25 protein-coding genes are annotated in these 23320 nt (G+C 61.6%); 14 read left to right on the top strand and 11 right to left on the bottom strand.

Annotated elements, in window-relative coordinates:
* The first annotated feature begins 70 nt into the window (after window positions 1-70).
* A complete protein-coding gene (amn, locus tag SC318_RS23155) occupies window positions 71-1543 on the top strand; it encodes an AMP nucleosidase (protein WP_320428599.1) in 1473 nt (490 codons plus the stop codon).
* Window positions 1544-1615: 72 nt separating this feature from the next.
* Window positions 1616-2251 carry a pseudouridine synthase gene (locus tag SC318_RS23150; protein WP_320428598.1) on the top strand — a complete coding sequence of 212 codons (636 nt, stop codon included), beginning with the start codon at window positions 1616-1618 and terminating at the stop codon, window positions 2249-2251.
* Here the strand turns inward: SC318_RS23150 and SC318_RS23145 are convergent.
* Both SC318_RS23145 and SC318_RS23140 read right to left on the bottom strand, forming a co-directional pair.
* Entirely contained in the window at window positions 2246-2455 is a 210-nt protein-coding gene (locus SC318_RS23145; RefSeq protein ID WP_025999909.1) for a DUF2788 domain-containing protein, read from the bottom strand. The two genes, SC318_RS23150 and SC318_RS23145, sit on opposite strands and share 6 nt — an antisense overlap.
* A gap of 199 nt (window positions 2456-2654) precedes the next feature.
* Window positions 2655-3134 carry an Lrp/AsnC family transcriptional regulator gene (locus tag SC318_RS23140; RefSeq protein ID WP_003194418.1) on the bottom strand — a complete coding sequence of 160 codons (480 nt, stop codon included), beginning with the start codon at window positions 3132-3134 and terminating at the stop codon, window positions 2655-2657.
* A gap of 416 nt (window positions 3135-3550) precedes the next feature.
* Here SC318_RS23140 and SC318_RS23135 point away from each other — a divergent pair, with 416 nt between their 5' ends.
* Window positions 3551-4561, top strand: coding sequence for a DUF6515 family protein (locus SC318_RS23135; RefSeq protein WP_320428597.1), 1011 nt, complete (start codon window positions 3551-3553; stop codon window positions 4559-4561).
* Window positions 4562-4601: 40 nt separating this feature from the next.
* Here SC318_RS23135 and SC318_RS23130 read toward each other — a convergent pair whose 3' ends face one another.
* Together SC318_RS23130 and SC318_RS23125 are read right to left on the bottom strand one after the other, a co-directional pair.
* The gene (locus tag SC318_RS23130; protein WP_320428596.1) at window positions 4602-5507 is read right to left on the bottom strand and encodes a cation diffusion facilitator family transporter; all 906 of its coding nucleotides are present in this window, start codon (window positions 5505-5507) and stop codon (window positions 4602-4604) included.
* Window positions 5508-5516: 9 nt separating this feature from the next.
* The gene (locus tag SC318_RS23125) at window positions 5517-5936 is read right to left on the bottom strand and encodes a periplasmic Zn2+ metallochaperone PmcY (protein ID WP_320428595.1); all 420 of its coding nucleotides are present in this window, start codon (window positions 5934-5936) and stop codon (window positions 5517-5519) included.
* Between the two features lie 143 nt (window positions 5937-6079).
* Here SC318_RS23125 and hrpB point away from each other — a divergent pair, with 143 nt between their 5' ends.
* Entirely contained in the window at window positions 6080-8587 is a 2508-nt protein-coding gene (gene hrpB / locus SC318_RS23120; protein WP_320428594.1) for an ATP-dependent helicase HrpB, read from the top strand.
* 123 nt (window positions 8588-8710) lie between these two features.
* Here hrpB and SC318_RS23115 read toward each other — a convergent pair whose 3' ends face one another.
* A complete protein-coding gene (locus tag SC318_RS23115) occupies window positions 8711-9799 on the bottom strand; it encodes an endonuclease/exonuclease/phosphatase family protein (protein WP_320428593.1) in 1089 nt (362 codons plus the stop codon).
* Between the two features lie 41 nt (window positions 9800-9840).
* The gene (locus SC318_RS23110; protein WP_320428592.1) at window positions 9841-10500 is read right to left on the bottom strand and encodes a YciC family protein; all 660 of its coding nucleotides are present in this window, start codon (window positions 10498-10500) and stop codon (window positions 9841-9843) included.
* A 180-nt stretch (window positions 10501-10680) separates the two neighbouring features.
* On the opposite strand from SC318_RS23110, the gene SC318_RS23105 reads away from it, so the two are divergent.
* From SC318_RS23105 to SC318_RS23095, 3 genes are all read left to right on the top strand, one after another.
* A complete protein-coding gene (locus SC318_RS23105; RefSeq protein ID WP_320428591.1) occupies window positions 10681-11412 on the top strand; it encodes a DUF2076 domain-containing protein in 732 nt (243 codons plus the stop codon).
* 119 nt (window positions 11413-11531) lie between these two features.
* Complete coding sequence (locus tag SC318_RS23100; RefSeq protein ID WP_320428590.1) at window positions 11532-12008, top strand: LabA-like NYN domain-containing protein; 477 nt, start codon at window positions 11532-11534, stop codon at window positions 12006-12008.
* A 42-nt stretch (window positions 12009-12050) separates the two neighbouring features.
* Window positions 12051-12662, top strand: a complete 612-nt coding sequence (locus SC318_RS23095) for a 3'-5' exonuclease (protein WP_320428589.1) — start codon at window positions 12051-12053, stop codon at window positions 12660-12662.
* Between the two features lie 141 nt (window positions 12663-12803).
* Here the strand turns inward: SC318_RS23095 and SC318_RS23090 are convergent, their stop codons facing one another.
* Window positions 12804-13112: a DUF6124 family protein gene (locus tag SC318_RS23090; protein ID WP_320428588.1), complete on the bottom strand. Its 309-nt coding sequence runs from the start codon at window positions 13110-13112 to the stop codon at window positions 12804-12806.
* A 495-nt stretch (window positions 13113-13607) separates the two neighbouring features.
* On the opposite strand from SC318_RS23090, the gene SC318_RS23085 reads away from it, so the two are divergent.
* From SC318_RS23085 to SC318_RS23070, 4 genes are all read left to right on the top strand, one after another.
* Entirely contained in the window at window positions 13608-14129 is a 522-nt protein-coding gene (locus tag SC318_RS23085; protein ID WP_320428587.1) for a hypothetical protein, read from the top strand.
* Between the two features lie 33 nt (window positions 14130-14162).
* Window positions 14163-14438 (top strand): acyl carrier protein, encoded by a 276-nt coding sequence (locus SC318_RS23080; RefSeq protein ID WP_320428586.1) that lies wholly within the window; start codon window positions 14163-14165, stop codon window positions 14436-14438.
* 287 nt (window positions 14439-14725) lie between these two features.
* A complete protein-coding gene (gene yedA / locus SC318_RS23075) occupies window positions 14726-15622 on the top strand; it encodes a drug/metabolite exporter YedA (RefSeq protein WP_320428585.1) in 897 nt (298 codons plus the stop codon).
* 49 nt (window positions 15623-15671) lie between these two features.
* Window positions 15672-17006 carry an RNA helicase RhlE1 gene (locus SC318_RS23070; RefSeq protein WP_320428584.1) on the top strand — a complete coding sequence of 445 codons (1335 nt, stop codon included), beginning with the start codon at window positions 15672-15674 and terminating at the stop codon, window positions 17004-17006.
* A gap of 62 nt (window positions 17007-17068) precedes the next feature.
* Here the strand turns inward: SC318_RS23070 and SC318_RS23065 are convergent, their stop codons facing one another.
* Both SC318_RS23065 and SC318_RS23060 read right to left on the bottom strand, forming a co-directional pair.
* Window positions 17069-18313 carry a TIGR03862 family flavoprotein gene (locus tag SC318_RS23065; RefSeq protein ID WP_320428583.1) on the bottom strand — a complete coding sequence of 415 codons (1245 nt, stop codon included), beginning with the start codon at window positions 18311-18313 and terminating at the stop codon, window positions 17069-17071.
* A 172-nt stretch (window positions 18314-18485) separates the two neighbouring features.
* Window positions 18486-19406: a histone deacetylase family protein gene (locus SC318_RS23060; protein ID WP_320428582.1), complete on the bottom strand. Its 921-nt coding sequence runs from the start codon at window positions 19404-19406 to the stop codon at window positions 18486-18488.
* A 75-nt stretch (window positions 19407-19481) separates the two neighbouring features.
* On the opposite strand from SC318_RS23060, the gene SC318_RS23055 reads away from it, so the two are divergent.
* From SC318_RS23055 to SC318_RS23045, 3 genes are read left to right on the top strand one after another with little or no spacing between them, the layout of a single operon-like run.
* Window positions 19482-20051, top strand: a complete 570-nt coding sequence (locus tag SC318_RS23055; protein WP_320428581.1) for a GNAT family N-acetyltransferase — start codon at window positions 19482-19484, stop codon at window positions 20049-20051.
* 38 nt (window positions 20052-20089) lie between these two features.
* On the top strand, window positions 20090-20959 hold the full coding sequence (gene tesB, locus SC318_RS23050; protein WP_032884635.1) for an acyl-CoA thioesterase II: 870 nt from the start codon (window positions 20090-20092) through the stop codon (window positions 20957-20959).
* On the top strand, window positions 20956-21543 hold the full coding sequence (locus SC318_RS23045; protein ID WP_320428580.1) for an HAD family hydrolase: 588 nt from the start codon (window positions 20956-20958) through the stop codon (window positions 21541-21543). The genes tesB and SC318_RS23045 overlap by 4 nt, the downstream gene beginning before the upstream one ends.
* Window positions 21544-21893: 350 nt before the next feature.
* On the opposite strand, the gene SC318_RS23040 is transcribed toward SC318_RS23045, so the two are convergent.
* Together SC318_RS23040 and SC318_RS23035 are read right to left on the bottom strand one after the other, a co-directional pair.
* Entirely contained in the window at window positions 21894-22481 is a 588-nt protein-coding gene (locus SC318_RS23040; protein WP_320428579.1) for an IS4 family transposase, read from the bottom strand.
* Window positions 22444-23085 carry a DUF4372 domain-containing protein gene (locus tag SC318_RS23035; RefSeq protein ID WP_320428578.1) on the bottom strand — a complete coding sequence of 214 codons (642 nt, stop codon included), beginning with the start codon at window positions 23083-23085 and terminating at the stop codon, window positions 22444-22446. The genes SC318_RS23040 and SC318_RS23035 overlap by 38 nt, the downstream gene beginning before the upstream one ends.
* Window positions 23086-23320 lie beyond the last annotated feature (235 nt).

Here is a 23320-nt window from a genome sequence, read left to right as displayed (position 1 = left end):
ATTCCAATCCGACTGTTTCAGTGCAGCCTGGATACAGGCAAGATAAAGGCCTGCAAGTCCAGAACACAGGATGCTTACCGTGACCGAAGCTTTTGTTGTCGTTCAAACCGCTGAAGAGGCCGTGGACCGGCTGGCCGCTCTGCATGAGCGTGCGACTGGCGCGCTCAATCAAGCCCTCAAGCAATACCTCAAGGATCGCGTCGAACCCGACGCCGAACAACGTGCGCTGTTTCGCTACCCGGAACTGCGCCTGACTTACCACTGCCACGGCGAAGTCCCACAGACCACCCGGGCGTATGCCAAGGTGCAGCTGCCGGGTACCTACAGCGTCACCGTCACCCATCCGGCGGCCTTCCGTAAATACCTGCTGGAGCAACTGGTGCCGCTGATGCACGACTTCACCGTGACGGTGGAAGTGGGCGTCAGCCAGCAGAACATTCCTTACCCCTACGTGGTGGAGCAGGGCGACGAACTGGCCGGCTCCGGCGTGACGGCTGCCACCCTGGCCCGCGTGTTCCCCAGCACCGACTTGTCCGCCGCCACCGACGGCATCGCCGACGGCCTGTATGACTGGGAAAACACCGACCCGCTGCCCCTGGCCCTGTTCGACGCGGCCCGTGTGGACTTTTCCCTGCGCCGCCTGGTGCACTACACCGGCAGCGACTGGCGCCACGTGCAGCCGTGGATCCTGCTGACCAATTACCATCGCTACGTTGACCAGTTCATCCTGCATGGCCTGGAGCAACTGCGCAGCGACCCACGGTTTATCCGCATGGTGCTGCCGGGCAACGTGGTGATCGATAAAGGCATGGACCACGGCGAAGCGTCGGCGATTGCCGCGGGCGTGGTGTGGCACCGCTACCAGATGCCGGCCTATCACCTGCAGGCCAGTGACGGCCACGGCGTGACCCTGGTGAACATCGGCGTGGGCCCGTCCAACGCCAAGAACATCACCGACCACCTCGCTGTGCTGCGCCCGCATTGCTGGCTGATGATCGGGCACTGCGGCGGCCTGCGCCAATCCCAGACCATCGGCGACTACGTGCTGGCTCACGCCTACATGCGTCGCGATGGGATCCTGGACCGTGTGGTGCCGCCGAACATCCCGATCCCGGCCCTGGCCGAGGTGCAGCTTGCGCTGCAGCAGGCGGCGGCGAAAGTCACCGGCGAAAAAGGCGAAGAGCTGAAAAAACGCCTGCGCACCGGCACCGTGCTGACCTACGACGACCGCAACTGGGAGCTGCGCTGGGCCCAGGAACGGCCGCTGATCAACCTGTCGCGCGCCGTGGCGGTAGACATGGAAAGCGGCACCATCGCCGCCCAGGGCTACCGTTTGCGCGTGCCGTACGGGACCTTGTTGTGTGTGTCGGATAAACCGCTGCACAGCGAGATCAAGTTGCCCGGTTCAGCCAACGCGTTCTATGAGCGTGCGGTCAGCCAGCACTTGAAGATCGGCATCGAAGCCGTCGACCTGTTGCGCACCGAACTCAACTCGCTGCACTCGCGCAAACTGCGCAGCTTCGACGAGCCACCGTTCCGTTAAGCGGTTGGGATGGTCATTTAGCGGTCAGGCCACTAGCATTGTCGGTCCTGACCGTTAGATGTTCTTTTCGCCATGTCCCGTCCACCCCGTCCCGATTCGCGCCGCCCTGGCGTGAAACCCCCGCATGCAGGCCCGCGTCGTGTCGCCAAGGCGCCGCCGGCCGAGCCCAAGCTGATCCTGTTCAACAAGCCTTTCGATGTGCTGACCCAGTTCAGTGACGAAGGCGGGCGCGCGACCCTCAAGGATTTTATCGACATCCCCGGCATCTACCCGGCGGGCCGCCTGGACCGTGACAGCGAAGGCCTGTTGCTGCTGACCAACGACGGTCAGTTGCAGGCACGCATTGCCGACCCCCGGCACAAGCTGGCGAAAACCTACTGGGTGCAGGTCGAAGGCGAACCCACCGAAGAACAGCTGCAACGCCTGCGCGATGGGGTGGAGCTTAACGACGGCATGACCTTGCCCGCCGAGGCCCGGCCGTTGGCGGAACCGGATTTATGGCCACGCAACCCGCCCGTGCGCTTTCGCAAAAGCGTGCCTACCCATTGGCTGGAACTGGTGATTCGCGAAGGGCGAAACCGTCAGGTTCGGCGCATGACCGCGGCGGTGGGCCTGCCGACATTGCGCCTGGTGCGCGTGCGCATTGGCGACTGGTCTATCGAAGGCCTCGACCAGGGCCAGTGGAAGGCCGTACCGGCGCGCTTATAAGGCGCCGGACTCGATCAGGCCGATTACCACGCTCTTGATGATGAACGCGGCCACGCCCAGGCCCAGCACGAAAAACAGAATGAACGAGCCAAAGCGCCCGGCCTTGGATTTTTTCGCCAGGTCCCAGACGATAAAGCCCATGAAGATAATCAGGATCGTGACCAGGCCGGTCATCATCCATTCTTCGAACAGGGCGGGATCGATGTTGTTCATGGGCTTTTCCGACGAGGGCAGGCGGCAAGTATAAGGCAGTGTCCACAGACGCTACATTGACCTGGATCGAAGTGTGCTTCAAATGTGGGAGGGGGCTTGCCCCCGATAGCGGAGTGTCAGTCGGTACATTTATCAACTGACCCACCGCAATCGGGGGCAAGCCCCCTCCCACATTTGAGCCTAAGTGTTCTCAGGTGCGCAGGTGAGTCAGGGGCAGTTCGGTACTGTTCAAGACTTGGTTGAGCACGAAGCTTGAACGCACGCTGGTCACGCCTTCAATCCGGGTCAGGTGGCCCAGCAGCAGTTTCTGGTAGTGGTCCATGTCGGGCACCACCACCTTCAACTGATAGTCGGCATCCATCCCGGTCACCAGGCTGCATTCCAGCACCTGGGGCAGGGTGCGGATGGCCGCTTCGAAATTCTCGAAACGTTCCGGGGTGTGCCGGTCCATGCCGATCAATACGTAGGCGGTCAGGCTCAGGCCGAGCATCTTGCGGTCGAGCAACGCGACCTGGCGGGCGATGTAGCCGTCGTCCTCCAATTGCTTGACCCGGCGCGAGCAGGGCGAAGGCGACAGGCCGATACGCTCGGCCAGCTCCTGGTTGGAGATCCGTGCGTCACGCTGCAATTCCGCCAAAATACTCAGGTCGTATCGGTCAAGCTTGCTCATTGGGTTAGCCTTTGTCGTAACTATTGCGGTGAATTATCCATGAAGGGTTAAAAATTGCGCAAGCACTGTTTATTGACGCAATCTTCGCAATCATCCATCGGGCGCAGACGGGTATCTTTATCAACAGAATCACCGCCTGGACAACAGTCCACTGCAGCGGGCCCAATCCGGCCCGCTGCGGCCGCCACCCCAGCAGGGTTGAGCCGGCCTCCAGGCTGCACACTGTCCAGAAGACGGCGTGAGGTGAGCCAACGTCAAAAGCGTTGAGCCAGGACGAAATTCTCAAGGGGTGGCCGACGGGTCACCCCTTTTCTTTTCCTTCAAGAAAATACTTCTCGTGACTGATAACCTCTCTCAGAACCGGGCGAGGCTTTTCCAGTCTCATGAACAGGCCCTAATCCGCAGTGAGGAAAAGCATGAAGCGCATCTGGCGTATGGCAGGTGTTGGTTTGCTGGTGGTCAGCGTGGGCGCCCAGGCGGTGGCCGACGAACGCGATAACTCACCGGGCCAGGGGCAGCGCCCACAGGGTGGCGGCGGGCAGCACGAGCGGGGGCCGGAAGGCGGTGGGCGCCCGGAGAACAATCAGCCGCGCCCGCAGAACCCCCATGGCGATCACGGCGGCCAGAATGGCGGCGGTCAATGGCAAGGGCGCCCGCAGGCGAATGAACCGGGGCGGCCGCAACCGCAGCCGTCGAATAACCTGCCGATCCAGGGGCGGCCCGATACCGTGCGCCAGACCCAGGAGCCGCGCCAGGGCTATTACCGCGATATCCCACGGCGTAACGACGACAACCGACATTGGGAGGCGGGCGGTCCAGGTTCACGGCCTGGCGACAATGGCCGTCCTGGCGACCACCGCTGGCCAGGTCGTCCCGATGGGCACGGCAACGGTTGGGGGTCGGGCCCGCAATATCGCCCAGGCTACGTCGTCGACCGTTTTCCCGACCGCAATTACCGCGTGCCCTACCGTGGCCAGGATTACTTTTACTCCGGCGGCTACTGGTATCGCCCGCAAGGCCCGCGCTATGTGGTGGTGACGCCGCCGTACGGTATCCGTGTGCAATACCTGCCGGATTACGCGCGGGAAGTGTGGGTGGGCAGTTCGCTGTTCTTTCTCGCCGCCGGTGCCTATTACGCCTACGAGAGCAGCACGGCGCAGTACGTAGTGGTGCAACCGCCGACGGCCGTGCCGGCACCGCAACCGGCGCCTCAGGGCAACGGTTATGACGTGGTGGCGTATCCCGCCAACGGCCAGTCGCCGGCCCAGGTGCAGCAAGACGGCTACGACTGTTATCGCTGGGCCGTGCAGCAGAGTGGTTTCGACCCTCGCACGGTCACCTACGCCCCCGACCCGGCGGTGGTGCAAACCTATCGCCAGGCCCAGGGCAACTGCCTGAGCAGTCGCGGTTATCAGGTGCAACAGTAGCAGCTGCAAGCTTCAAGTTTTTAGCTTCAAGCTTCAAGCTTCAAGCTTGGGGCTTGTTGCTTGCCGCTTTTAGCTGATCCGCAGGATCCGCATGCACCAGCACCTCGGCCTTCGGGTAGGCCTGATGAATGGCATCGGCGGCCTGATCGCTGATGCCATGGGCCACTGACAGCGTCAGCTCCCCCGGCAACTCCAGATGCAACTGCACAAACCAGTGGTTGCCGGAAACTCGCGTGCGCAAGTCATGGGCACCCAGTACGCCCGGTACGCCACGGGCCAGGTCCAGCATGTGCTGGCTGATGTCCGCCGGCAGTTCTTCGTCCATCAATACGGCGAAGCTTTCCCGCGCGATCTGGATGGCGCTCCAGAGGATGTAAGCGGCAATCGCCAGGCCGAACCAGGCGTCCACCTGATGCCAGCCGAAACCTGCGAGCACCAGCGCCACCAGGATGCTGCCGTTGAGCATCAGGTCGGAGCGGTAATGCAGCGAATCGGCGCGTACCGCGTTGGAGCCGGTTTCGCGGATCACCCGATGTTGCAGCATCAGCAACGCCACGGTCAGCGCCAGCGAAAACACGATCACGCCAATGCTCAGCCAGGGCGCGCCCACGGGCTCGGGATGTTGCAAACGGTGGTACGCCTGGAACGCAATCAACACTGCACTGGCGCCGATAAACAGCGCCTGGGCCATGCCCGACAGTGACTCCGCCTTGCCGTGGCCATAACGGTGATCGTCATCGGCGGGGCGCAGGGCGTAATGCACCGCCAGCAGGTTGAGCAGCGAGGTCACGCCGTCCAGCAGCGAGTCGGTCAAGCCGGCGAGCATGGCCACCGAGCCACTGAACCACCAGGCGATGGCCTTGGTGATGATCAGCACACAGGCCACGCCCACCGAGGCGCGGGTGGCCAGGCGCAGGAGCCTGGCGTGTTCGGGACTGCTGGTCATGGGCTGTCCTTATGCGGCGGGTTGCAGGCCCAGGGACGCCAGTTGGTGCACGCTGCCCTTGAACTGGATCAGGCGTGGGTCGTCCAGCGGCAAGGTGCGGCCGGTTTCCTTCTCGATGATGCTTTGCAGCTTGGCGTTGTCGACCTTGCCGTCGGCGCCGATGGCTTCGTGCAGTTTTTCCGGCGCGACTTGGGCGGTCTTGCCCGGTTCGTAGTAGATCGCACCCGTGGCGAAGTCGACGCCGAACGCGATCAGGCCGGGGATCACATAGAACAGCAGGCCGACCGCATCGAGCACGGCAATCGCCGGGTCGATCTTGCCGTCGATCTGGCCACGGCGGTCCGGGTAGAAAATCGAACCGCAGGCGGTGAGTTGGCTCAGCAGGGTGACGGCGAGGATACCGCCAATGACACGGGAAGCGATACGCATAAAACTCTCCTGAACATGTTGTGAAAGGTGGCTACAAGCGAGTCTACAAGGCGACGATGCTCCAATGTGGGCTGATGTTCTTGAGACCCGCGCAAGCATCCGGCAGTTCGCCGTTATACTCGTCGCTCTGCTTTGGAGCCAGTATGAATTCGTTGCCGATTGATGATGTTTTACCCGCCCTGCGTGACGCCTTGGCGATCCGCCACGAAGCCGTGCTGGAAGCGCCACCCGGCGCTGGTAAAACCACCCGCGTGCCCCTGGCCTTGTTGCACGAGCCATGGTTGGCCGGGCAAACCATCCTGATGCTCGAACCCCGGCGGCTCGCCGCGCGGGCCGCCGCCGAGCGCCTGGCCAGCGAGTTGGGTGAGAAGGTCGGTGAAACCGTCGGCTATCGCATCCGCCTCGACAGCAAAGTGGGCCCCAACACCCGCATAGAAGTGGTCACCGAAGGCATTCTCACCCGTCGCCTGCAGGACGACCCGGCGCTGGACGGCGTGGGCTTGCTGATCTTCGATGAATTCCATGAGCGCAGCCTCGACGCCGACCTGGCGCTGGCCCTGAGCCTCAATGGCCGGGAGCTGTTTCGCGACGACCAGCCGCTGAAAATCCTGCTGATGTCCGCCACCCTCGAAGGCGAGCGCTTGGCCGGTTTGCTGGACGACGCCCCGATCCTGCGCAGTGAAGGGCGTATGTTCCCGGTGCAGATGCGCTGGGGGCGGCCGTACCAGCCCGGGGAATTTATCGAGCCGCGGGTGGTGCAGACAATCCTTGAAGCCTTGCATGACGAGACCGGCAGTGTGCTGGTGTTTCTGCCGGGGCAGGCGGAGATTCGTCGGGTCAACCAGCAACTGGCCGATGCCCTGGGGGAGGGCACGGATGTGCTGCTATGCCCGCTGCACGGCGAATTGGACCTCAACGCCCAACGCGCAGCCATCGACCCGGCACCGGCCGGCAAGCGCAAAGTGGTGCTGGCTACCAACATCGCCGAGACCAGCCTGACCATCAACGGCGTGCGCGTGGTGATCGACGTCGGGCTGGCGCGGGTGCCGCGTTTCGACCCCGGCAGCGGCATGACGCGCCTCGATACTCAACGCATCTCCCGCGCCAGCGCCACCCAGCGTGCCGGCCGGGCAGGGCGGCTGGAGCCGGGGGTGTGTTACCGGTTGTGGTCCGAAGACCAGCATGACGGTCTGGCCGCCTATGGCAGTGCGGAAATACTCGCCGCCGACCTGGCCGGCCTGGCGCTGCAGTTGGCCCGTTGGGGGGTGGCCCCCAGCCAGTTGGTTTGGCTGGATGTGCCGCCGACTGCCGCCTATGCCCAGGCCCAGGATTTGCTGGTGCGCCTGGGCGCCTTGAATGGCGACAAACTCACCGCCCATGGCCAGAAAATGGCTGAGTTGCCGGCTCACCCGCGTATCGCCCACTTGCTGCTGCGCGGACAGGACCTGGGGCTGGCTGCCATGGCCTGTGACGTCGCTGCCTTGTTGGGCGAGCGCGATATTCTGCGCGGTGGCGGCGCAGACTTGCACAGCCGCCTGGCGCTGTTGTCCGGCGAAGAGCGAGCCCGTGGAACCCAGGGCGGGGTGCAACGGGCCAGGCAGTTGGCGCGCCAATATCGCGGCTATTTAAGAGGCCAGGCAACCCAGGCGGTGGCCGACCCGGACCACCCGCGCTGGCTCGGCGCCTTGCTGGCCCTGGCCTACCCGGACCGCGTCGCCCAGCAGCGTCGCGCCGGTGGCGCCGAATATCGCCTGGCCAATGGCCGCGCTGCGTTGTTTGCCGAAGCCGACAGCCTGATGAAACAAGCCTGGCTGGTGATCGCCGACCTGGGCAGCCGCCAGGGCCAGCGCGAAGAGCGCATCTACCTGGCGGCGGATTTCGCCCCGGCGCTGTTCGACACGGTGCTGGCCGAGCAAGTGCGCATTGTCGATCAACTCGACTGGGATGAACGCGAAGGCGTGTTGCGCGCCGAACGTCAGCGCAAAGTCGGTGAATTGGTGCTAAGCCGCGAGCCCCTGACCGGCCTGGACGAATCCGCCCGCAGCCAGGCGCTGGTCAACCTGGTGCGCCGCAAAGGCCTCGAGCTGCTGCCCTGGACCCCGGAACTGCGCCAGTGGCAAGCGCGCGTGATGCTGCTGCGCCAGCTGGACGCCGGCAAAACCAGTGAGTGGCCCGACCTCAGCGATAAGGCATTGCTGGCCAGTCTGGAAGATTGGCTGATGCCCTATCTGGGCAAGGTCACGCGCCTGAGCCATTTCGCCAACCTGGATATTTCCAGCTACCTGCACAACCTGCTGCCCTGGCCCTTGCCCCAGCGCCTGGATGAACTCGCGCCGCAGCATGTGAAGGTACCCTCGGGCTCGTCTGTGCGCCTGGACTACAGTGAACAGCCGCCAATCCTCGCGGTGCGCTTGCAGGAGCTGTTCGGGTTGGCGGATACCCCGCGGATTGCGGGTGGGCGTCAGGTGGTGAAGTTGCACCTGTTATCACCGGCGCGGCGGCCGGTGCAGGTCACGCAGGACCTGGCGAACTTCTGGCGCAGCACCTACGCCGAGGTGAAGAAGGATTTGAAGGGGCGTTACCCCAAGCATTACTGGCCGGATGATCCGCTGGTGGCCGAAGCGACGGCCAGGATCAAACCCCGAAAGTAGCCACAATGGAAATCCCCTGTGGGAGGGGGCTTGCCCCCGATAGCGGTGTATCAGTGACAGATGTGCTGACTGACACACTGTCATCGGGGGCAAGCCCCCTCCCACAGGGTTTTATAGTGTTGGTTATTGCGCGGCAGGCAGCAGGAACCGGGCGATCACCGGCAAATGGTTCGAAATGCGCAACGTATCCTGCTGTCGCACCTTGGCCTCCACCCGCTTGATCCGCGAACTGTAAAACAGATAATCCAGCGTCCGATCCGGCCCTTCGAGGCTTGGATCGTTGGGGAAGTGCGTCAGCCATTTTTCCCGGTCGATCCCACTGGATTGGTTGTTGCTCGGGATCATCGGGTATTTGTCCCACAACAGATGCAGCTCGCTGTCGGGTGAATACTGGCTGCGTTTTTGCGCATCCAGGCGCAGGTATTGGCCCAGCGGCAGCAAATTGAAATCCCCGCCAATCAGCCAGGGCGTGCCACGGCCTTCCAGTTTATCCAGCAGCTTCACAGTGGCCTTCACCTGTTCCTGCACGGCACTGCGCCCAGGCACGCCGCCTTCCAGTCGCGTGTTGAGCACGGCCAGTTGGCCACCGTCGCTCAGTGGCAGGTAGGTCAACAACAGCGCAGGCTTGGGCTGAAACTGGCGGCTGATGATATTGGCCTCTGCCGTCGGCAATTGCAGGCGCTCGGCGTGTTCGATCTGGTAGCGGCTGAGGGTGGCCAGCTTGCGCCCGACACTGCCGAAGATACGCAGGTTGGGGACGAAGTCGGCTTTCCAGTCGAAAGCCTGGGTGCTGCAGGGGTAGAGGTCGACCAGGCGCTCCTGCAACAAAGCGAGCTGATCCTGATAATGGGAGGGCTTGGCGCCTTCGTCGACTTCCTGCAGCAGCAGGATGTCGGGCTGTTCGTCGCGGATCACCCGCGCCACCTCGTCGAGGCTGAAGGCCATGTCTTCAAGCGTGGGCCGTTCGTCCGGGCCGCTGCCGTCGGGGGTGTCGTACCAGAACACGTAGTTCTTGCCGGCCAGGTACTGCACGTTCCAGGTCATCACCTTGAGCGCCTGCCCCGGCAGCAGGGTGGGCGCACGCGGCGCCACGCAACTGACGGGCAGGGTCTGCTTGTCGTCCGGGCGCCAGGTCAGGCTGTAGATCAGTGCCGTCAACAGGCCCGCGATCAGCAACAGACTCAACAAGGTGATGTGCAATAAACGGGTCATCGGCTCGGCTTAAGTGCGTTTCAGAATGGGCACGGAGCATATCACCGCGCGTCGGCGTCGCCACCGATCAACATAAATAAACGGAACAGCACCACGCTGGTAAACAGCTGCAGGAAACTGTGGGCGCTGTCTATCAGCAGCCCCAGCAGCGGCGCGGGCTCGGGATAGGCCGCCACGCTGGCGCCCTTGAGCAGCCACAGCGGGGTCATCACGCACAGCATGCACACCAGGATTCGCCAGAAGTGCCCGCGGGTCAGGCGCAGGCTTTCCTTCATCGCTTCAAGCGCCGACAGGCCACGCAGTACCAGCAAATACTCGGCAAACGCCAGCACCACCATCAGCCACAGGCCCGGCAGGAAGTACAGCGACAGCCCGAGCAGAATCAGCAGCGTGCTCATGGCGGTCAGCAGGGCGAAGCGCGGCCACATCGCCAGGGCCATGGCCCACACATCCCGCGTGCTTGGCGATTCGCCTCGGGTGCGCGCGTCGAGAAACAGGATCAGGGCGCCGGTGTACAACGGATACACCAGCAGTCCCACCACCACGCTGTAACCGCTGAAGGCATCCGGACCGAGCGTATGGTCGAGCACCTGCTGCAGCAGGGCTTCGAGAATCACCAGCGGCAGGCACAGCTGGACGATCGCGCCCAGGTTGCGTTGGGTAAAGCGGAGGGAGTCGCGCAGCACGTCTAACGGATTCATCAGATTCATCACAGGCCGAAAAAGCAGGGGCACACTTTAACCGATAGCTGGCGTGGGCAAGCAAACGTAAACCTTGAGTAAAGACCATTGAAACAATTGGTAACAGCCCCATAACTAGGTCGTACCTTGCCTGACCTCAGGCGGGGCCCTGATTTTTACCGGCAATCTAACGAGGTCGCCATGAACAGCGAAGAACAAACCCTGATCGATGGACTGTTTTCACGGTTGCAGCAAGCCGAAACGGACTCAGCCCCCCGCGACGCCCAGGCCGAAGCGCGGATCAAGGAACACATGACTCGCCAACCGGCCGCCGGCTACTACATGACCCAGTCGATCCTGGTGCAGGAACATGCACTCAAGAGCCTCGACGCGCAGAACAAGCAACAGGCGCAGCAGATCCAGCAATTGCAGGAAGAGTTGGAACGCGCCAAATCCGCCCAAGCCGCCCCGGCGAGCGGTGGCGGGTTTTTGTCGAGCATCTTTGGCGGCGGCGGTTCGCGTGATGCACAGCCTGCACCGAGCAACTCGGGCGGCGGTTGGCGTGAGCCGGCGCGACCCGCGTTCAACCAGCCCGCGCCGCAGCAGAATTATCAACAGCCGCAACCAACGGCCGCCGCCGCACCTGCGGGCAGCGGGTTCCTGGGAGGCGCGATGAAAACCGCGGCCGGCGTGGCCGGTGGTGTGTTGCTGGCCGAAGGCATCAGCAGCCTGTTCCACCACAACCAGCAGCCGCAGGTAATCGAAGAGATCATCGAACAACCGGCGCCCGCCAGTGACCAGGGTGGCTGGGGCAACGATGACCAGAAGTTCGCAGGCAATGACAACTGGGGCAGCAACAATTCGGACAGCTTCGCCGACAGCGATTATTCCGACGATTCCTCCTCCTTTGGCGATGACGATTCCTTCGTCTGACACACCCCGCCGGGGCGCTGCGGCGCTCCGGTCTGATTTTTTCCCGGAAACCTTCCCTTGGCTGGCATACTGGCACCCTTTCCGGGCGCTGGCGCCTGGCGGTCAATTGAGGAAGTGCGGTGAAGAAAATTGCAGTGTTCGCCGATGTGCAAAACCTCTATTACACCGTTCGCCAGGCTTATGGTTGCCACTTCAACTACGCCGCGCTGTGGGCGGATATCAGTGCCCACGGGCAAATTGTCGAGGCGTACGCCTACGCCATCGACCGTGGCGACAGCAAGCAGCAGCAGTTCCAGCAGATCCTGCGCAACCTCGGGTTTACCGTGAAGCTCAAGCCCTACATCCAGCGCAGCGACGGCTCGGCCAAGGGTGACTGGGACGTGGGCATCACCATCGACATCATGGACGCCGCCGCTAACGTCGACGAAGTGGTACTGGCCTCCGGCGATGGCGATTTCGACATGCTGCTCGAGCGCATCATCCACAAGCATGGCGTGCAAGCCGTGGCGTATGGCGTACCGGGGCTGACGGCCAATTCGTTGATACGCGCCGCCAGCCGCTACGTGCCGATCGAAGGCGCGCTGCTGCTCAAATAAGCGCAGCGGCCCACTACATTGTTAGACGGAGTTGGAACAGGTTTGGAACGTATAGCGGTCATCGACTTTGAAACCACCGGCATCACCCCGAGCAACTTCTGCCGGGCCACGGAAATTGGCGTGGTCATCCTTGAGCGCGGGCAAATCGTCGACCGCTACCAGAGCCTGATGAATGCCGGCGTACGCGTGCCGGCGTTTATTGAACAACTCACCGGCATCAGCAACGCCATGTTGCGCAGCGCACCACCGGCCGAGCGGGTGATGAATGAGGTCAATGAATTTGTCGGCACCACGCCGTTGATGGCGCACAACGCCGCGTTCGACCAGAAGTTCTGGGATTACGAGTTGGGCCTGATCCGCCGCACGCGCCTGCAGAAGTTCGCCTGTTCTTTATTGCTGGCTCGTCGGTTGATGCCTTCGGCGCCAAACCATAAGCTCGGCACGTTGAACACGTTCGCCCAACTGCCCCACACCGGCCAGGCACACCGGGCACTGGCGGACGCCGAAATGGCCGCCAACCTCACCGCGCACCTGGCCCAGGAACTGCGCCAGACCCACGGCTTGCGTGAGCTGTCGCACGATTTGCTGTGCACCTTGCAGAAAGTGCCGGCGGCGAAGATCAACGAGCACCTGAAGAAACATCGCGGGTTCTGAGCCTGGGCGCGGTTTCAAGAACACTGAAACTCCAAATGTGGGAGGGGGCTTGCCCCCGATTGCAGTGTGTCAGTCAGCTTATCTGTATCTGACCCACCGCTATCGCGGGCAAGCCCCCTCCCACATTGGGTGATGCGTCGCCTATCGAGCCTGCGTGCACTCCAACGCCTGATCCACCACCCCCTTCGCCATCTCCATCAAATGCATCACCGCCCGCTGCGGCGCCTTCATCACTTCTCCTGAGGCGTGCGCCGTCTCTACCGCGCACTGCAGCAAATCCGCCGCATGGGCCAGGGCATCTTCGAGGCTCAGGTTGTCATTGAGGATAAAAATCGGCGCATCCGGGGCGGACGCCTTGAGGTAGTAGTCGATGGCGCGACGGTGGAGCAGGGCGTCTTCGCTGAGGAAGTCGGCTTTGGACCTGGGTGGATCGGGGGTGACTTTGACCATGGTGAAACTCCTTGCAGGAAGAAGTCGACACCGTTCGCTTGCACGCGAATAGGGTGGCAACTGTACGTAGGTGTGCAAGACCGGGGCAAGAAGCTAAACCCAGCAGGCCCGAAAGCCTCCTACGTACAGCCGCCATAACGGGCGAACGCCAAGCGTCAAGCTGGGCATATGAGCTGTAGGTGATTTGTGGATTCTGCTTGCCATCGGACTTGCACGTCCGGTCACCGAACATTCGATGACAGGGCGAGACTAGCTACCGAATCCGACGGAAACAAGGCCGTGGGATTCTCTCGGAAACGTCCCGCAAATGAAAGGGATGGGTCTTGCTGGCCATAGAACATTGATCTTTTTATGGCCCTTTTAATTGCTTTCTGAATAGTCAGTAGGCTTAGTCCTGCTGTCTCGTCGGACCTTTCTGGATTGTCCCTTCCTCTGCCTCTCGCCCTTTGCGGCGACTTAACATCTGGCCTGTCAGTTACGTAAAAGGATTACGTTATGCAGGAAAGCGATCTTCACACGGCAATCATGCGGAGCCAGTTTGAGCTCCAACGCAATGGCATTGATTTCGGCTCAACTTCAAGCATGGCGTTTCATTTGGGAAACACGATGACAAGCTGCCCGGCAGTCCTGGCTCTACCTGGTTCGCCAAGCTGGGATCATGCCCCCAGTTACCAGTTACTCAAGCCAATGCATGCTGATTTCTCGGTGCCGAGCACTACTTTTGATGAACTCTGGGCATGTACACAGCAACACTATGGCTTGACAGCCGCAACGGTTCTCACTGGCGTGGCGGGCATACCTTTAAGTAAAACTGCTGTGGGCACTTGGGTTCATGTGGGCTCTAGCAAAACGACGAACCTGGCGAGTCTCATCGGGATGCGCTTCTTCCCTCGCACATTGATCAGGCAACCAACCGTGGCCAGAATGGCAAAAGCAACGTTTGGCACCGTCCGGGTATTTGGCATTATTGGGCGGGGCATTCCTTTCGTGGCTGTGGGTTGGCTGTATTTGATTTAATCAGTATTGGTAAGTGTGCCTATGAGGCCAGGAATGGAAGGTAGCGCTACTGGCAGAGCCCAGATCAGCGAAAAAGTGATTGAGCTTTTTGTCGACATTATCGGCTTCATCGATCGAAGTCAGGTCACGGAGCAAACGGACTTCATCCATGACTTCAACATTATTGATGACGATTTGACCTGCTTTGTCATGCAGATCAAATGGCAATTTAACTTGCGCGCGACGCAGAAGGATTGGGATCACATCACTACCATCAAGCAGATAGTCGACCTGATTGTCGAGCGCTCGAATGTGCAATGCGGTCACTGATGCCTTCGACGCAAGCGCTCCACCTAGGTGATGCGTTGGCTATCCAGTGCCTGATTCACCACCTTTCAGATCGTTCCCACGCTCCGCGTGGGAATGCCTCCTGCGACGCTCCGCGTCGCGCGCTCAGGAGCAGACGCAAAGCGTCTCGGGCGTCATTCCCACGCAGAGCGTGGGGACGATCAGGTCAGCAGCCAAGTGTATTGGCCTTTTAAACCTGTTTTGTAACTTAAGTTTATGCACCTTCGTTTCTAGAATAAGCCTCCCCCCTCCTGCCATAGAGCCACCCAATGCCTGGCCCACGTCGTTTCCCCTTACCCTTGATCGCCGCCTTTTTCGCCTTGTATGTCATCTGGGGTTCCACCTACCTGGTGATTCGCATCGGCGTGGAGTACTGGCCGCCGTTGTTGCTGGCAGGGATTCGGTTTTGCACGGCAGGCGCGTTGATGTACGGCTACCTCAGGTGGCGTGGCGTGCCGGCGCCGACGTGGACGCAATGGAAGGCCGCCGGGATGATCGGTATTTTGCTGCTCACCGTGGGCAATGGCGGCGTCAGCGTGGCAGAACATATGGGCGTGTCGTCCGGCGTCGCCGCGTTGGCCGTGGCCACGGTGCCGTTGTTTACCTTGCTGTGTGGTTTTTTCTGGGGCGCGCGTAATACGCCGCTGGAATGGGCCGGGGTGATTCTGGGCATTATCGGCATCGCCATGCTCAATATGGGCAGCACCCTGCAATCGAGCCCGCTGGGCGCAGTGTTGCTGTTGATGGCGGCGGCGTCCTGGGCATTCGGTTCGGTGTGGAGCCGACACTTGCCGCTGCCCCAGGGCGCAATGGCGAGTGCCGCGGAAATGCTGGTGGCGGGCGTGGTCTTGTTGATCGTCAGCACCGTATCGGGTGAGCACTTGCAGGCGATGCCGCCGTTGGAAGGCTGGCTGGCCCTGGCCTATTTGACGGTGTTCGGCTCGATCATCGCCTTCAATGCCTACATGTACCTGCTCAAGCACGTGCGCCCGGCGGCCGCCACCAGCTATGCCTATGTGAACCCTGCGGTGGCGGTGTTGCTGGGGATTGTGTTCGTCGGCGAGTCCATCGGCCTGGAGGAAGCCCTGGCGATGCTGGTGATCATCAGCGCGGTGTTGCTGATCAGCCTGCCCCAGTGGCGCAAGCCGAAGGCGGAAATAAGGTAAACTGCGGCGCAATTGCGACCTTGCGCTGAATTTTTCCTACGGTAAACACATGACTTTCGCCTCCCTTGGCCTGATCGAACCCTTGCTGCGCGCCCTTGAGACGCTTGGCTACCAGACCCCGACGCCGGTGCAGGCGCAAGCCATTCCGGCGGTGCTGGCCGGTCGTGACCTGATGGCCGCGGCCCAGACCGGCACCGGCAAGACCGCAGGCTTTGCCTTGCCGCTGCTGCAGCTGCTGACGATGGAAGGGCCGAAAGTCGCCGCCAACTCGGCGCGTGCGCTGATCCTGTGCCCCACCCGTGAACTGGCCGAGCAGGTTCACACAAGCGTCGCCGAATACGCCCAGCACCTGCCGCTGACCACTTACGCGGTGTACGGCGGCGTGAGCATCAACCCGCAGATGATGAAGCTGCGCAAGGGCGTGGACATCCTGGTCGCCACCCCCGGCCGCCTGATCGACCTGTTCCGCCAGAACGCGCTGAAACTCAATCAGCTGCAAACCCTGGTGCTGGACGAAGCCGACCGCATGCTCGACCTGGGCTTTTCCGAAGAGCTGGCCAACATCTATCGCATGTTGCCGAAAAAGCGCCAGACCCTGCTGTTCTCCGCCACCTTCTCCGACGACATCCGCCTGCTGGCCGGGCAGATGCTCAACGACCCGCTGAGCATTGAAGTCAGCCCGCGCAACGTCGCCGCCAACACGGTGAAGCAGTGGGTGGTGCCGGTGGATAAAAAGCGCAAGCCGGAGCTGTTCGTGCACCTGATGCGCAAGGGCCGCTGGAAGCAGGTGCTGGTGTTCGCCAAAACCCGCAACGGCGTGGATGCGCTGGTGGACAAGTTGCAGGGGCTGGGCATCAACGCCGACGGCATCCATGGTGACAAACCGCAGGCCACACGCCAGCGTGCGCTGGACCGCTTCAAGGCCAGCGAAGTGCAGATTCTGGTGGCCACCGACGTGGCGGCCCGTGGCCTGGATATCGAAGACCTGCCGCTGGTGGTCAACTTCGACCTGCCGATCGTCGCTGAAGACTATATCCACCGCATCGGCCGCACCGGCCGCGCGGGCAACACCGGCGAGGCGATTTCGCTGGTGTGCGCCGATGAAGTGAACATGCTCTCGGCGATCGAAATGCTGACCCGCCAGACCCTGACCCGCAAGATGGAACCGGACTTCGAACCGGAACACCGCGTGCCGGATACCGATGCCAGCGGGCAGGTGGTGAAGAAGCCGAAAAAGCCGAAGAAGCCTAAAACCTCGGGCGGTGGCGGCAAGCGCAACCTGGGCAAATGGGTGGACAGCGGCGATGCAGCGCCGACGGAACCGTCGATCAAACCGGTGCGCAAGGTGCCGGTATTCAATACCGGGCCGCGTAAGAAGAAGTAGAGCAGCTACGAGCTGCAAGCCAAAAGCTGCAAGTGGGCACGACGTAGCTATTGCTTGCAGCTCTAGGCTTGCAGCTTGCGACTGCTTTTAAGCCACTCCAGCATCCCAAGCCCAGCCGCCCTGCCACTGGCAAAGCACCCGGTCAGCAGGTACCCGCCGGTCGGCGCTTCCCAATCCAGCATCTCCCCAGCGCAAAACACGCCCGGCATTTGCTTGATCATCAACCGCTCATCCAGCGCTTCGAACGGCACACCGCCGGCGGTGCTGATGGCTTCATCCAATGGCCGAGTCCTGACCAATCTCAGCGGCAGCGCTTTGATATCCGCCGCCAGCTGCGCCGGGTCATTGAAATGCTCAGCAGGGGCCAGCTCACGCAACAGCGCTGCCTTAACCCCATCCAGGCTCAATTGACTGTGCAAATGCTTGCTCATCGACCGCGACCCACGTGGCTTGGCCAGGGCAGCCTGCACCTTGTCCAGCGGCTTGCTGGGCAGCAGATCGATGTGCACGGTGGCGGCGCCGTCACGGTTGATCGTTTCGCGAATCGGCGCCGACAGCGCATAGACCAGGCTGCCTTCGATGCCGGTGGCCGTCACCACGCATTCCCCCAGGCGAGGTTTGTCGTCCCCCAGTCCGATGGCGACGTTTTTCAACGGCGCCCCGGCGAATTTGCTGACCATCAAATCGCTCCAGGCGGACACCTCAAAACCGCAATTGCTCGGTTGCAGGCGCACATAGGGCAGGCCGCGACTTTCGAACAGGTTGAGCCAGGCACCGTCGGAGCCCAGACGCGACCAGCTGCCACCGCCCAAGGCCAGCAGCACCGCATCGCTGTGCACGGTTTGCTCGCCCTCCGGGCTGTGGATAAGTAAATCGCCTTCGGCATTCCACCCCACCCAACGATGCCGGGTGTGGATAACCACGCCTTGCTCACGCAGGCGCTTGAGCCAGGCGCGCAGCAGCGGCGCGGCTTTCATGTCGGTAGGAAATACGCGCCCGGAGGTGCCGACAAAGGTTTGAATGCCCAGGCCGTGAATCCACTCGCGCAACGCGTCGGCGCCGAAGCTGCGCAGCAACGGCGCCAGCTGCGGTGCTCGTTCGGCATAGCGCGAGAGGAACGCCGGGTAGGCTTCGGAGTGGGTGATGTTCATGCCGCCGACGCCAGCCAGCAGGAACTTGCGCCCCACTGAGGGCATGCCGTCGTACAGGTCCACCGGCACGCCCGCCTGGCTCAGGATTTCAGCGGCCATCAGTCCGGCAGGGCCGCCGCCGACGATGGCGACACGGTGAGGAGAAGTCTGAGGCATGGGCAGGGCTGCGGCGCTATGAATAGGGGCGAGTATTCTACCCGACGATGGCGGCGCTGCCTGATCAATAAATGTACAGTTTCCTGCAAGCCACAGGGCTAACCGCTTTCAGACCGTTACGCTCAAGTTATCCACAGGTGGTTCCACAGGCATTGTGGGTAACGCTCACACTTCAGTGACAGCCGGATGACGTCCACACACGCTGCGCGCTGTGGTGCAGGATGCCGTGGCGGCGAGCCAGGGCAGGGCGGTCCTTGCTGTAGCCGCCGCCGATCACGCCCATCACCGCAATGTCGCGGCCCAGGCAGTGACGCATCACGCTTTCATCGCGGGCGGCGACGCCGGCATCGGTGAGCTTGAGGTAGCCGAGTGCGTCGTCCTTGTGTACGTCTACGCCCGCGTCGTATAGCACCAGGTCCGGCTGGTACAGCGGCAGCAGGTAATTGAGCGCATCATCGACCACCTTGAGGTAGTCGGCATCGCCCATGCCCATCGGCAACCCGATGTCCCAGTCGCTCTGGGCCTTGCGCGCCGGGAAGTTTTTTTCGCAGTGCAGCGAGACAGTGATGGCATCCGGCGTGTCATGCAGGATGCGCGCGGTGCCGTCGCCCTGGTGCACGTCACAGTCGAAGATCAACACACGGTTGACCCGGCCGCTGGCCAGCAGGTAATGGCTGATCACCGCCAGGTCATTGAAGATGCAAAAGCCCGCCGGGTAATCATAGTGGGCGTGATGGGTGCCACCGGCGAGGTGGCAGGCCAGGCCATGCTCCAGCGCCTGCTCCGCCGCCAGGATCGAGCCACCCACCGCACGCACGGTGCGTCGCGCCAGGGCTTCGCTCCACGGCAGGCCGAGGCGCCGTTGGTCTTCGCGAGACAACTCGCCGCTCATGTAGCGTTCGATATACCCAGGTTCATGGGCCAGGCCCAGAATCTCTGCCGGGCACAGCTGCGGGCGCAGCAAGTGGCGGTCCTCGGTCAGGCCGCTGTCCACCAGGTGGTCGCGCAGCAGGCGAAACTTGTCCATGGGGAATCGGTGGTCCGCCGGGAACTCGGGGCTGTAGTCATCGTGGTAGATCAATGGCAAGGGCATGGGATTTTCTGACAGGAATCTGCGTCGGATCTTACCAGCGCTGTACACTCACGCACATCGCAAGGGAGGGGGACCATGGAGCCGATACTGGAGTTGGAAAGTGCACGGCTGATCATGCGCCAATGGCGCGACAGCGATCTGCAGGCATTTGCGCAGATGTGCGCCGACCCGCAGGTGATGCGTTATTTCCCGGCCAGGTTGAGCCACCTGGAAAGCGCCGCACTGATTGGCCGGATCCGCGGCCATTTCGCCGAGTATGGTTTTGGCTTTTGGGCTTTGCAACGCAAGGACACTGGCGAATTCATCGGCCTCACCGGGCTTCAGAACGTGGGTTTTGAAGCGCGTTTCACCCCGGCGGTGGAAATCGGCTGGCGCCTGGCCCGCGAGCATTGGGGACTGGGTTATGCCAGCGAGGCGGCCTGGACCGCATTGCGCTGTGGTTTTGATCGCCTGAGCCTGGATGAAATCGTCGCCTTCACCACCCAAGCCAATCTGCCTTCACAAAAAGTCATGCAGGCCATCGGTATGCATTACGATCCGCAGGCAGATTTTGAACACCCCCAAGTCGCAGCCGACGACCCGCTGCGCCAGCATGTTTTGTACCGCATCACCCGCGCCCAATGGTTGGACACGCTGCATGGATAAGCAGCCCGGAATGCCCTATCGATTTTAGGAGTTGCTCTATGAGCCAAGTATTGGAAGATCTGGTGGACTTGCTGACCTTGGAGCCGATCGAGGAAAACCTCTTTCGCGGCCGCAGCCAGGACCTGGGTTTTCGCCAACTGTTCGGTGGTCAGGTGCTGGGCCAGTCGCTGTCGGCGGCCAGCCAGACTGTCGAAGAAGCGCGCCACGTACATTCCCTGCACGGTTATTTCCTGCGCCCGGGCGACGCAGCCTTGCCGGTGGTGTATTCGGTGGACCGTGTGCGCGACGGCGGCAGTTTCAGCACGCGCCGCGTCACGGCGATCCAGAAGGGCCACCCGATTTTCACGTGCACCACCTCGTTTCAGTACGACGAAGAAGGCTTCGAGCACCAGACCACCATGCCCGTGGTGGTCGGCCCGGAGAACCTGCCGTCGGAGCTGGAGCTGACTCAGCAGCGCGCGCACCTGATCCCCGAGCACATGCGCGACAAGCTGCTGTGCCCCAAGCCCATCGAAGTACGCCCGGTGACCGAAAAGGACCCGTTCAACCCGCAGCCTTCCGACCCGGTCAAGTACGTGTGGTTTCGTGCCGACGGCGCCCTGGCCGACACACCGGCGTTGCATAAATACCTGCTGGCGTACGCCTCGGACTTCGGCCTGTTGACCACCTCGCTGCTGCCCCATGGCAAGACGGTGTGGCAAAAAGATATGCAGGTCGCCAGCCTCGACCACGCGCTGTGGTTCCACGCCGACCTGCGCGCCGACGACTGGTTGCTCTACGCCATGGACAGCCCATGGGCCGGCAATTCTAGAGGTTTCTCCCGGGGCAGTGTGTACAACCGCGCCGGGCAACTGGTGGCGTCGGTGACTCAGGAAGGCTTGATTCGCCATCGCAAGGACTGGGCATGAGCCTGGCCGAGGTCCGGCATTGGGTGTTCGACATGGACGGCACCCTCACGGTGGCGGTGCATGATTTTGCAGCCATCCGCGTGGCGTTGGAGATCGCGCCGGAGGACGACATTCTCACTCACCTGGCCGGGTTGCCGACGGACATCGCGGCGGCCAAGCATGCCTGGCTGCTGGAGCACGAGCGCGAACTGGCACTGGGCTCGGTCGCCGCCGAGGGCGCGGTGGAGCTAGTGCGTGAGCTGGCCGGGCGCGGTTACCGCCTGGGGATTCTGACGCGCAATGCGCAGGAGCTGGCGCATGTCACGCTGCAGGCGATTGGCCTGGCGGACTGTTTTGCGCCCGAGGATGTGCTGGGCCGTGAGGACGCGCCGCCCAAGCCGGATCCGGGTGGCCTGTTGAAACTGGCGGCGGCCTGGGAAGTGGATCCGAGGGAGATGGTGATGGTCGGGGACTATCGCTTCGACCTGGACTGCGGCCGGGCAGCCGGTGCGCGGACGGTGTTGGTTAACCTGCCGGAGAACCCGTGGCCGGAATTGGCGGATTGGCATGCCGAGGATTGCACGGCACTGCGCCGGATGATCTAGCCCAAGCAATGAAGATCAACTGTGGGAGGGGGCTTGCCCCCGATAGCGGCCTGTCAGCTAAATATGTGCTGGAACGATCATTCCCACGCTCCCGCGTGGGAATGTAGCCCGTGACGCTCTGCGTCACCCTTGCGCAATTGCCGAAACTGGCAGCGGTGGCGGAACGCGGAGCGTCCCAAGAGGCATTCCCACGCAGAGCGTGGGAACGATCAATTGGCATGCCGAGGATTGCACGGTATTGCGCCAGATGATCCAGTCCAGCCAATAGAGATCAACTGTGGGAGGGGGCTTGCCCCCGATGGCGGCCTGTCAGTTAAAGGATAGACGATCATTCCCACGCTCCCGCGTCACTAGTGTCCGGTAAAACCTTCAAAAAGCTGAAGGCTGCCTTGGGCAGTCTTCAGCTCTGTTCGCTTTTGCCTTCGGCATTCCAGCTGTTCGATGCTCCATGGGCGTTCAAACAAGCTGTGAGTCAGCCGAATGGCAAAGTCTGAAAGAGATCCGGAGGTACCTGAACGGCGCTGATAAAGGTGCAGCAAAAGGTAGGTAATCAAGGCACTGTAGATCTGCAGGCGAACGGCATTTTCGGAGAAGCCAAAATATCGCTTGAGCTTGAGGTTTTGCTTGATCCACTTGAAAAATAACTCGACCTGCCAACGTTGTTTGTACAGATCGGCGATCTCCTCAGCTGAGCGAGAGAAGTCGTTCGTGACCAGCACCAGCGGCGTTTCGTGGTCGTCTCGCCGAACCTGGATCCGCCGTACAGCCTGATTCTGATAGTGATTGGGACGTCGATTACTCAGGTATTTTTTACCGAACAACACCGACTCATCCGCCTCAATGAACTCCGGCGCATCCTCTTTCCTCAAACTTTCTACGCACTTCACATTGGCGTTTTTTTTAAGCCGGGTGACGAAAAAAAGAGCCCATTCGATCAATCTGGTGCCACCAGTTGTAGTCGCAGTAACCCTTGTCGAAAACGTACGTCATACCGGCTTCTAGCGGCATGGTTAAGGCATCGCTCAGATCGTTAACGTTAGCGGCGGTGAGGTTTACGTAAGTGGGGGCTGTTTGCCGAGGGTCGATGGCTACATGCACTTTCATTCCTTGAGTGATGCGGGTTTTGGTCGCGGTTGTCCATTCGTCAAAACCAGGTCCGCGAAGGCTGATCGAAGTTGAATCGATCAAGGTGATCATCGCCTCGAGGGACTTGCGCTGTTTGCGACCAACGCCTTGAAGCAAATGCTCGCAAGCTAATCGAAACGGATCCGAGCTGCGCTTGTTCAACGCATCACAGAGGGTTGAACGCACCATGTTTTTGGCGTTGAGGTGGTAACTATGGGGCTCAAGCGACTGCGACGCGGTCGCCAATGTGCGCAAACTTTTGGCTTGAGTCAGTTGACCAAAAATCAACGTGACGAGCAGATCCCAAGACGTGAATTGTTTGGCGTAACGATCAGCTCCGCAACGTTTGACCGCTGATTTGAAGAGCTGATGAGGAAGGGCCTGGAGCATTTGTGCAAATCGAGTATTGCTGAACATAGGCGAAAATCGAGTCTGAAAAACCTGATTATTGCTTACGAAGCAAGCACAGCAAGGGGGAGCAAGCTCCCCCTTCAGTTTTTACCGGACACTAGTGACGCTCCCGCGTGGGAATGTAGCCCGTGACGCTCTGCGTCACGCTTGCGCAATTGCCGAAACTGGCAGCGGTGGCGGAACGCGGAGCGTCCCAAGGGGCATTCCCACGCAGAGCGTGGGAACGATCAATTGGCATGCC

This window comes from Pseudomonas sp. MUP55, assembly GCF_034043515.1.
Taxonomy (GTDB): domain Bacteria; phylum Pseudomonadota; class Gammaproteobacteria; order Pseudomonadales; family Pseudomonadaceae; genus Aquipseudomonas.
This window is presented reverse-complemented; position numbering and strand designations above follow the sequence as displayed.

What these genes read in the sequence shown, in the direction of transcription:
- SC318_RS23090 (WP_320428588.1), bottom strand. Translation starts at nt 13,112, where the DNA reads ATGGTCAAAGTCACCCCCGATCCACCCAGGTCCAAAGCCGACTTCCTC.
- SC318_RS23110 (WP_320428592.1), bottom strand. Translation starts at nt 10,500, where the DNA reads ATGAATCCGTTAGACGTGCTGCGCGACTCCCTCCGCTTTACCCAACGC.
- SC318_RS23105 (WP_320428591.1), top strand. Translation starts at nt 10,681, where the DNA reads ATGAACAGCGAAGAACAAACCCTGATCGATGGACTGTTTTCACGGTTG.
- SC318_RS23035 (WP_320428578.1), bottom strand. Translation starts at nt 23,085, where the DNA reads ATGTTCAGCAATACTCGATTTGCACAAATGCTCCAGGCCCTTCCTCAT.
- tesB (WP_032884635.1), top strand. Translation starts at nt 20,090, where the DNA reads ATGAGCCAAGTATTGGAAGATCTGGTGGACTTGCTGACCTTGGAGCCG.
- yedA (WP_320428585.1), top strand. Translation starts at nt 14,726, where the DNA reads ATGCCTGGCCCACGTCGTTTCCCCTTACCCTTGATCGCCGCCTTTTTC.
- SC318_RS23085 (WP_320428587.1), top strand. Translation starts at nt 13,608, where the DNA reads ATGCAGGAAAGCGATCTTCACACGGCAATCATGCGGAGCCAGTTTGAG.
- SC318_RS23135 (WP_320428597.1), top strand. Translation starts at nt 3,551, where the DNA reads ATGAAGCGCATCTGGCGTATGGCAGGTGTTGGTTTGCTGGTGGTCAGC.
- SC318_RS23045 (WP_320428580.1), top strand. Translation starts at nt 20,956, where the DNA reads ATGAGCCTGGCCGAGGTCCGGCATTGGGTGTTCGACATGGACGGCACC.
- SC318_RS23115 (WP_320428593.1), bottom strand. Translation starts at nt 9,799, where the DNA reads ATGACCCGTTTATTGCACATCACCTTGTTGAGTCTGTTGCTGATCGCG.
- SC318_RS23070 (WP_320428584.1), top strand. Translation starts at nt 15,672, where the DNA reads ATGACTTTCGCCTCCCTTGGCCTGATCGAACCCTTGCTGCGCGCCCTT.
- SC318_RS23150 (WP_320428598.1), top strand. Translation starts at nt 1,616, where the DNA reads ATGTCCCGTCCACCCCGTCCCGATTCGCGCCGCCCTGGCGTGAAACCC.
- SC318_RS23140 (WP_003194418.1), bottom strand. Translation starts at nt 3,134, where the DNA reads ATGAGCAAGCTTGACCGATACGACCTGAGTATTTTGGCGGAATTGCAG.
- SC318_RS23055 (WP_320428581.1), top strand. Translation starts at nt 19,482, where the DNA reads ATGGAGCCGATACTGGAGTTGGAAAGTGCACGGCTGATCATGCGCCAA.
- SC318_RS23130 (WP_320428596.1), bottom strand. Translation starts at nt 5,507, where the DNA reads ATGACCAGCAGTCCCGAACACGCCAGGCTCCTGCGCCTGGCCACCCGC.
- hrpB (WP_320428594.1), top strand. Translation starts at nt 6,080, where the DNA reads ATGAATTCGTTGCCGATTGATGATGTTTTACCCGCCCTGCGTGACGCC.
- SC318_RS23060 (WP_320428582.1), bottom strand. Translation starts at nt 19,406, where the DNA reads ATGCCCTTGCCATTGATCTACCACGATGACTACAGCCCCGAGTTCCCG.
- SC318_RS23065 (WP_320428583.1), bottom strand. Translation starts at nt 18,313, where the DNA reads ATGCCTCAGACTTCTCCTCACCGTGTCGCCATCGTCGGCGGCGGCCCT.
- SC318_RS23125 (WP_320428595.1), bottom strand. Translation starts at nt 5,936, where the DNA reads ATGCGTATCGCTTCCCGTGTCATTGGCGGTATCCTCGCCGTCACCCTG.
- SC318_RS23080 (WP_320428586.1), top strand. Translation starts at nt 14,163, where the DNA reads ATGGAAGGTAGCGCTACTGGCAGAGCCCAGATCAGCGAAAAAGTGATT.
- amn (WP_320428599.1), top strand. Translation starts at nt 71, where the DNA reads ATGCTTACCGTGACCGAAGCTTTTGTTGTCGTTCAAACCGCTGAAGAG.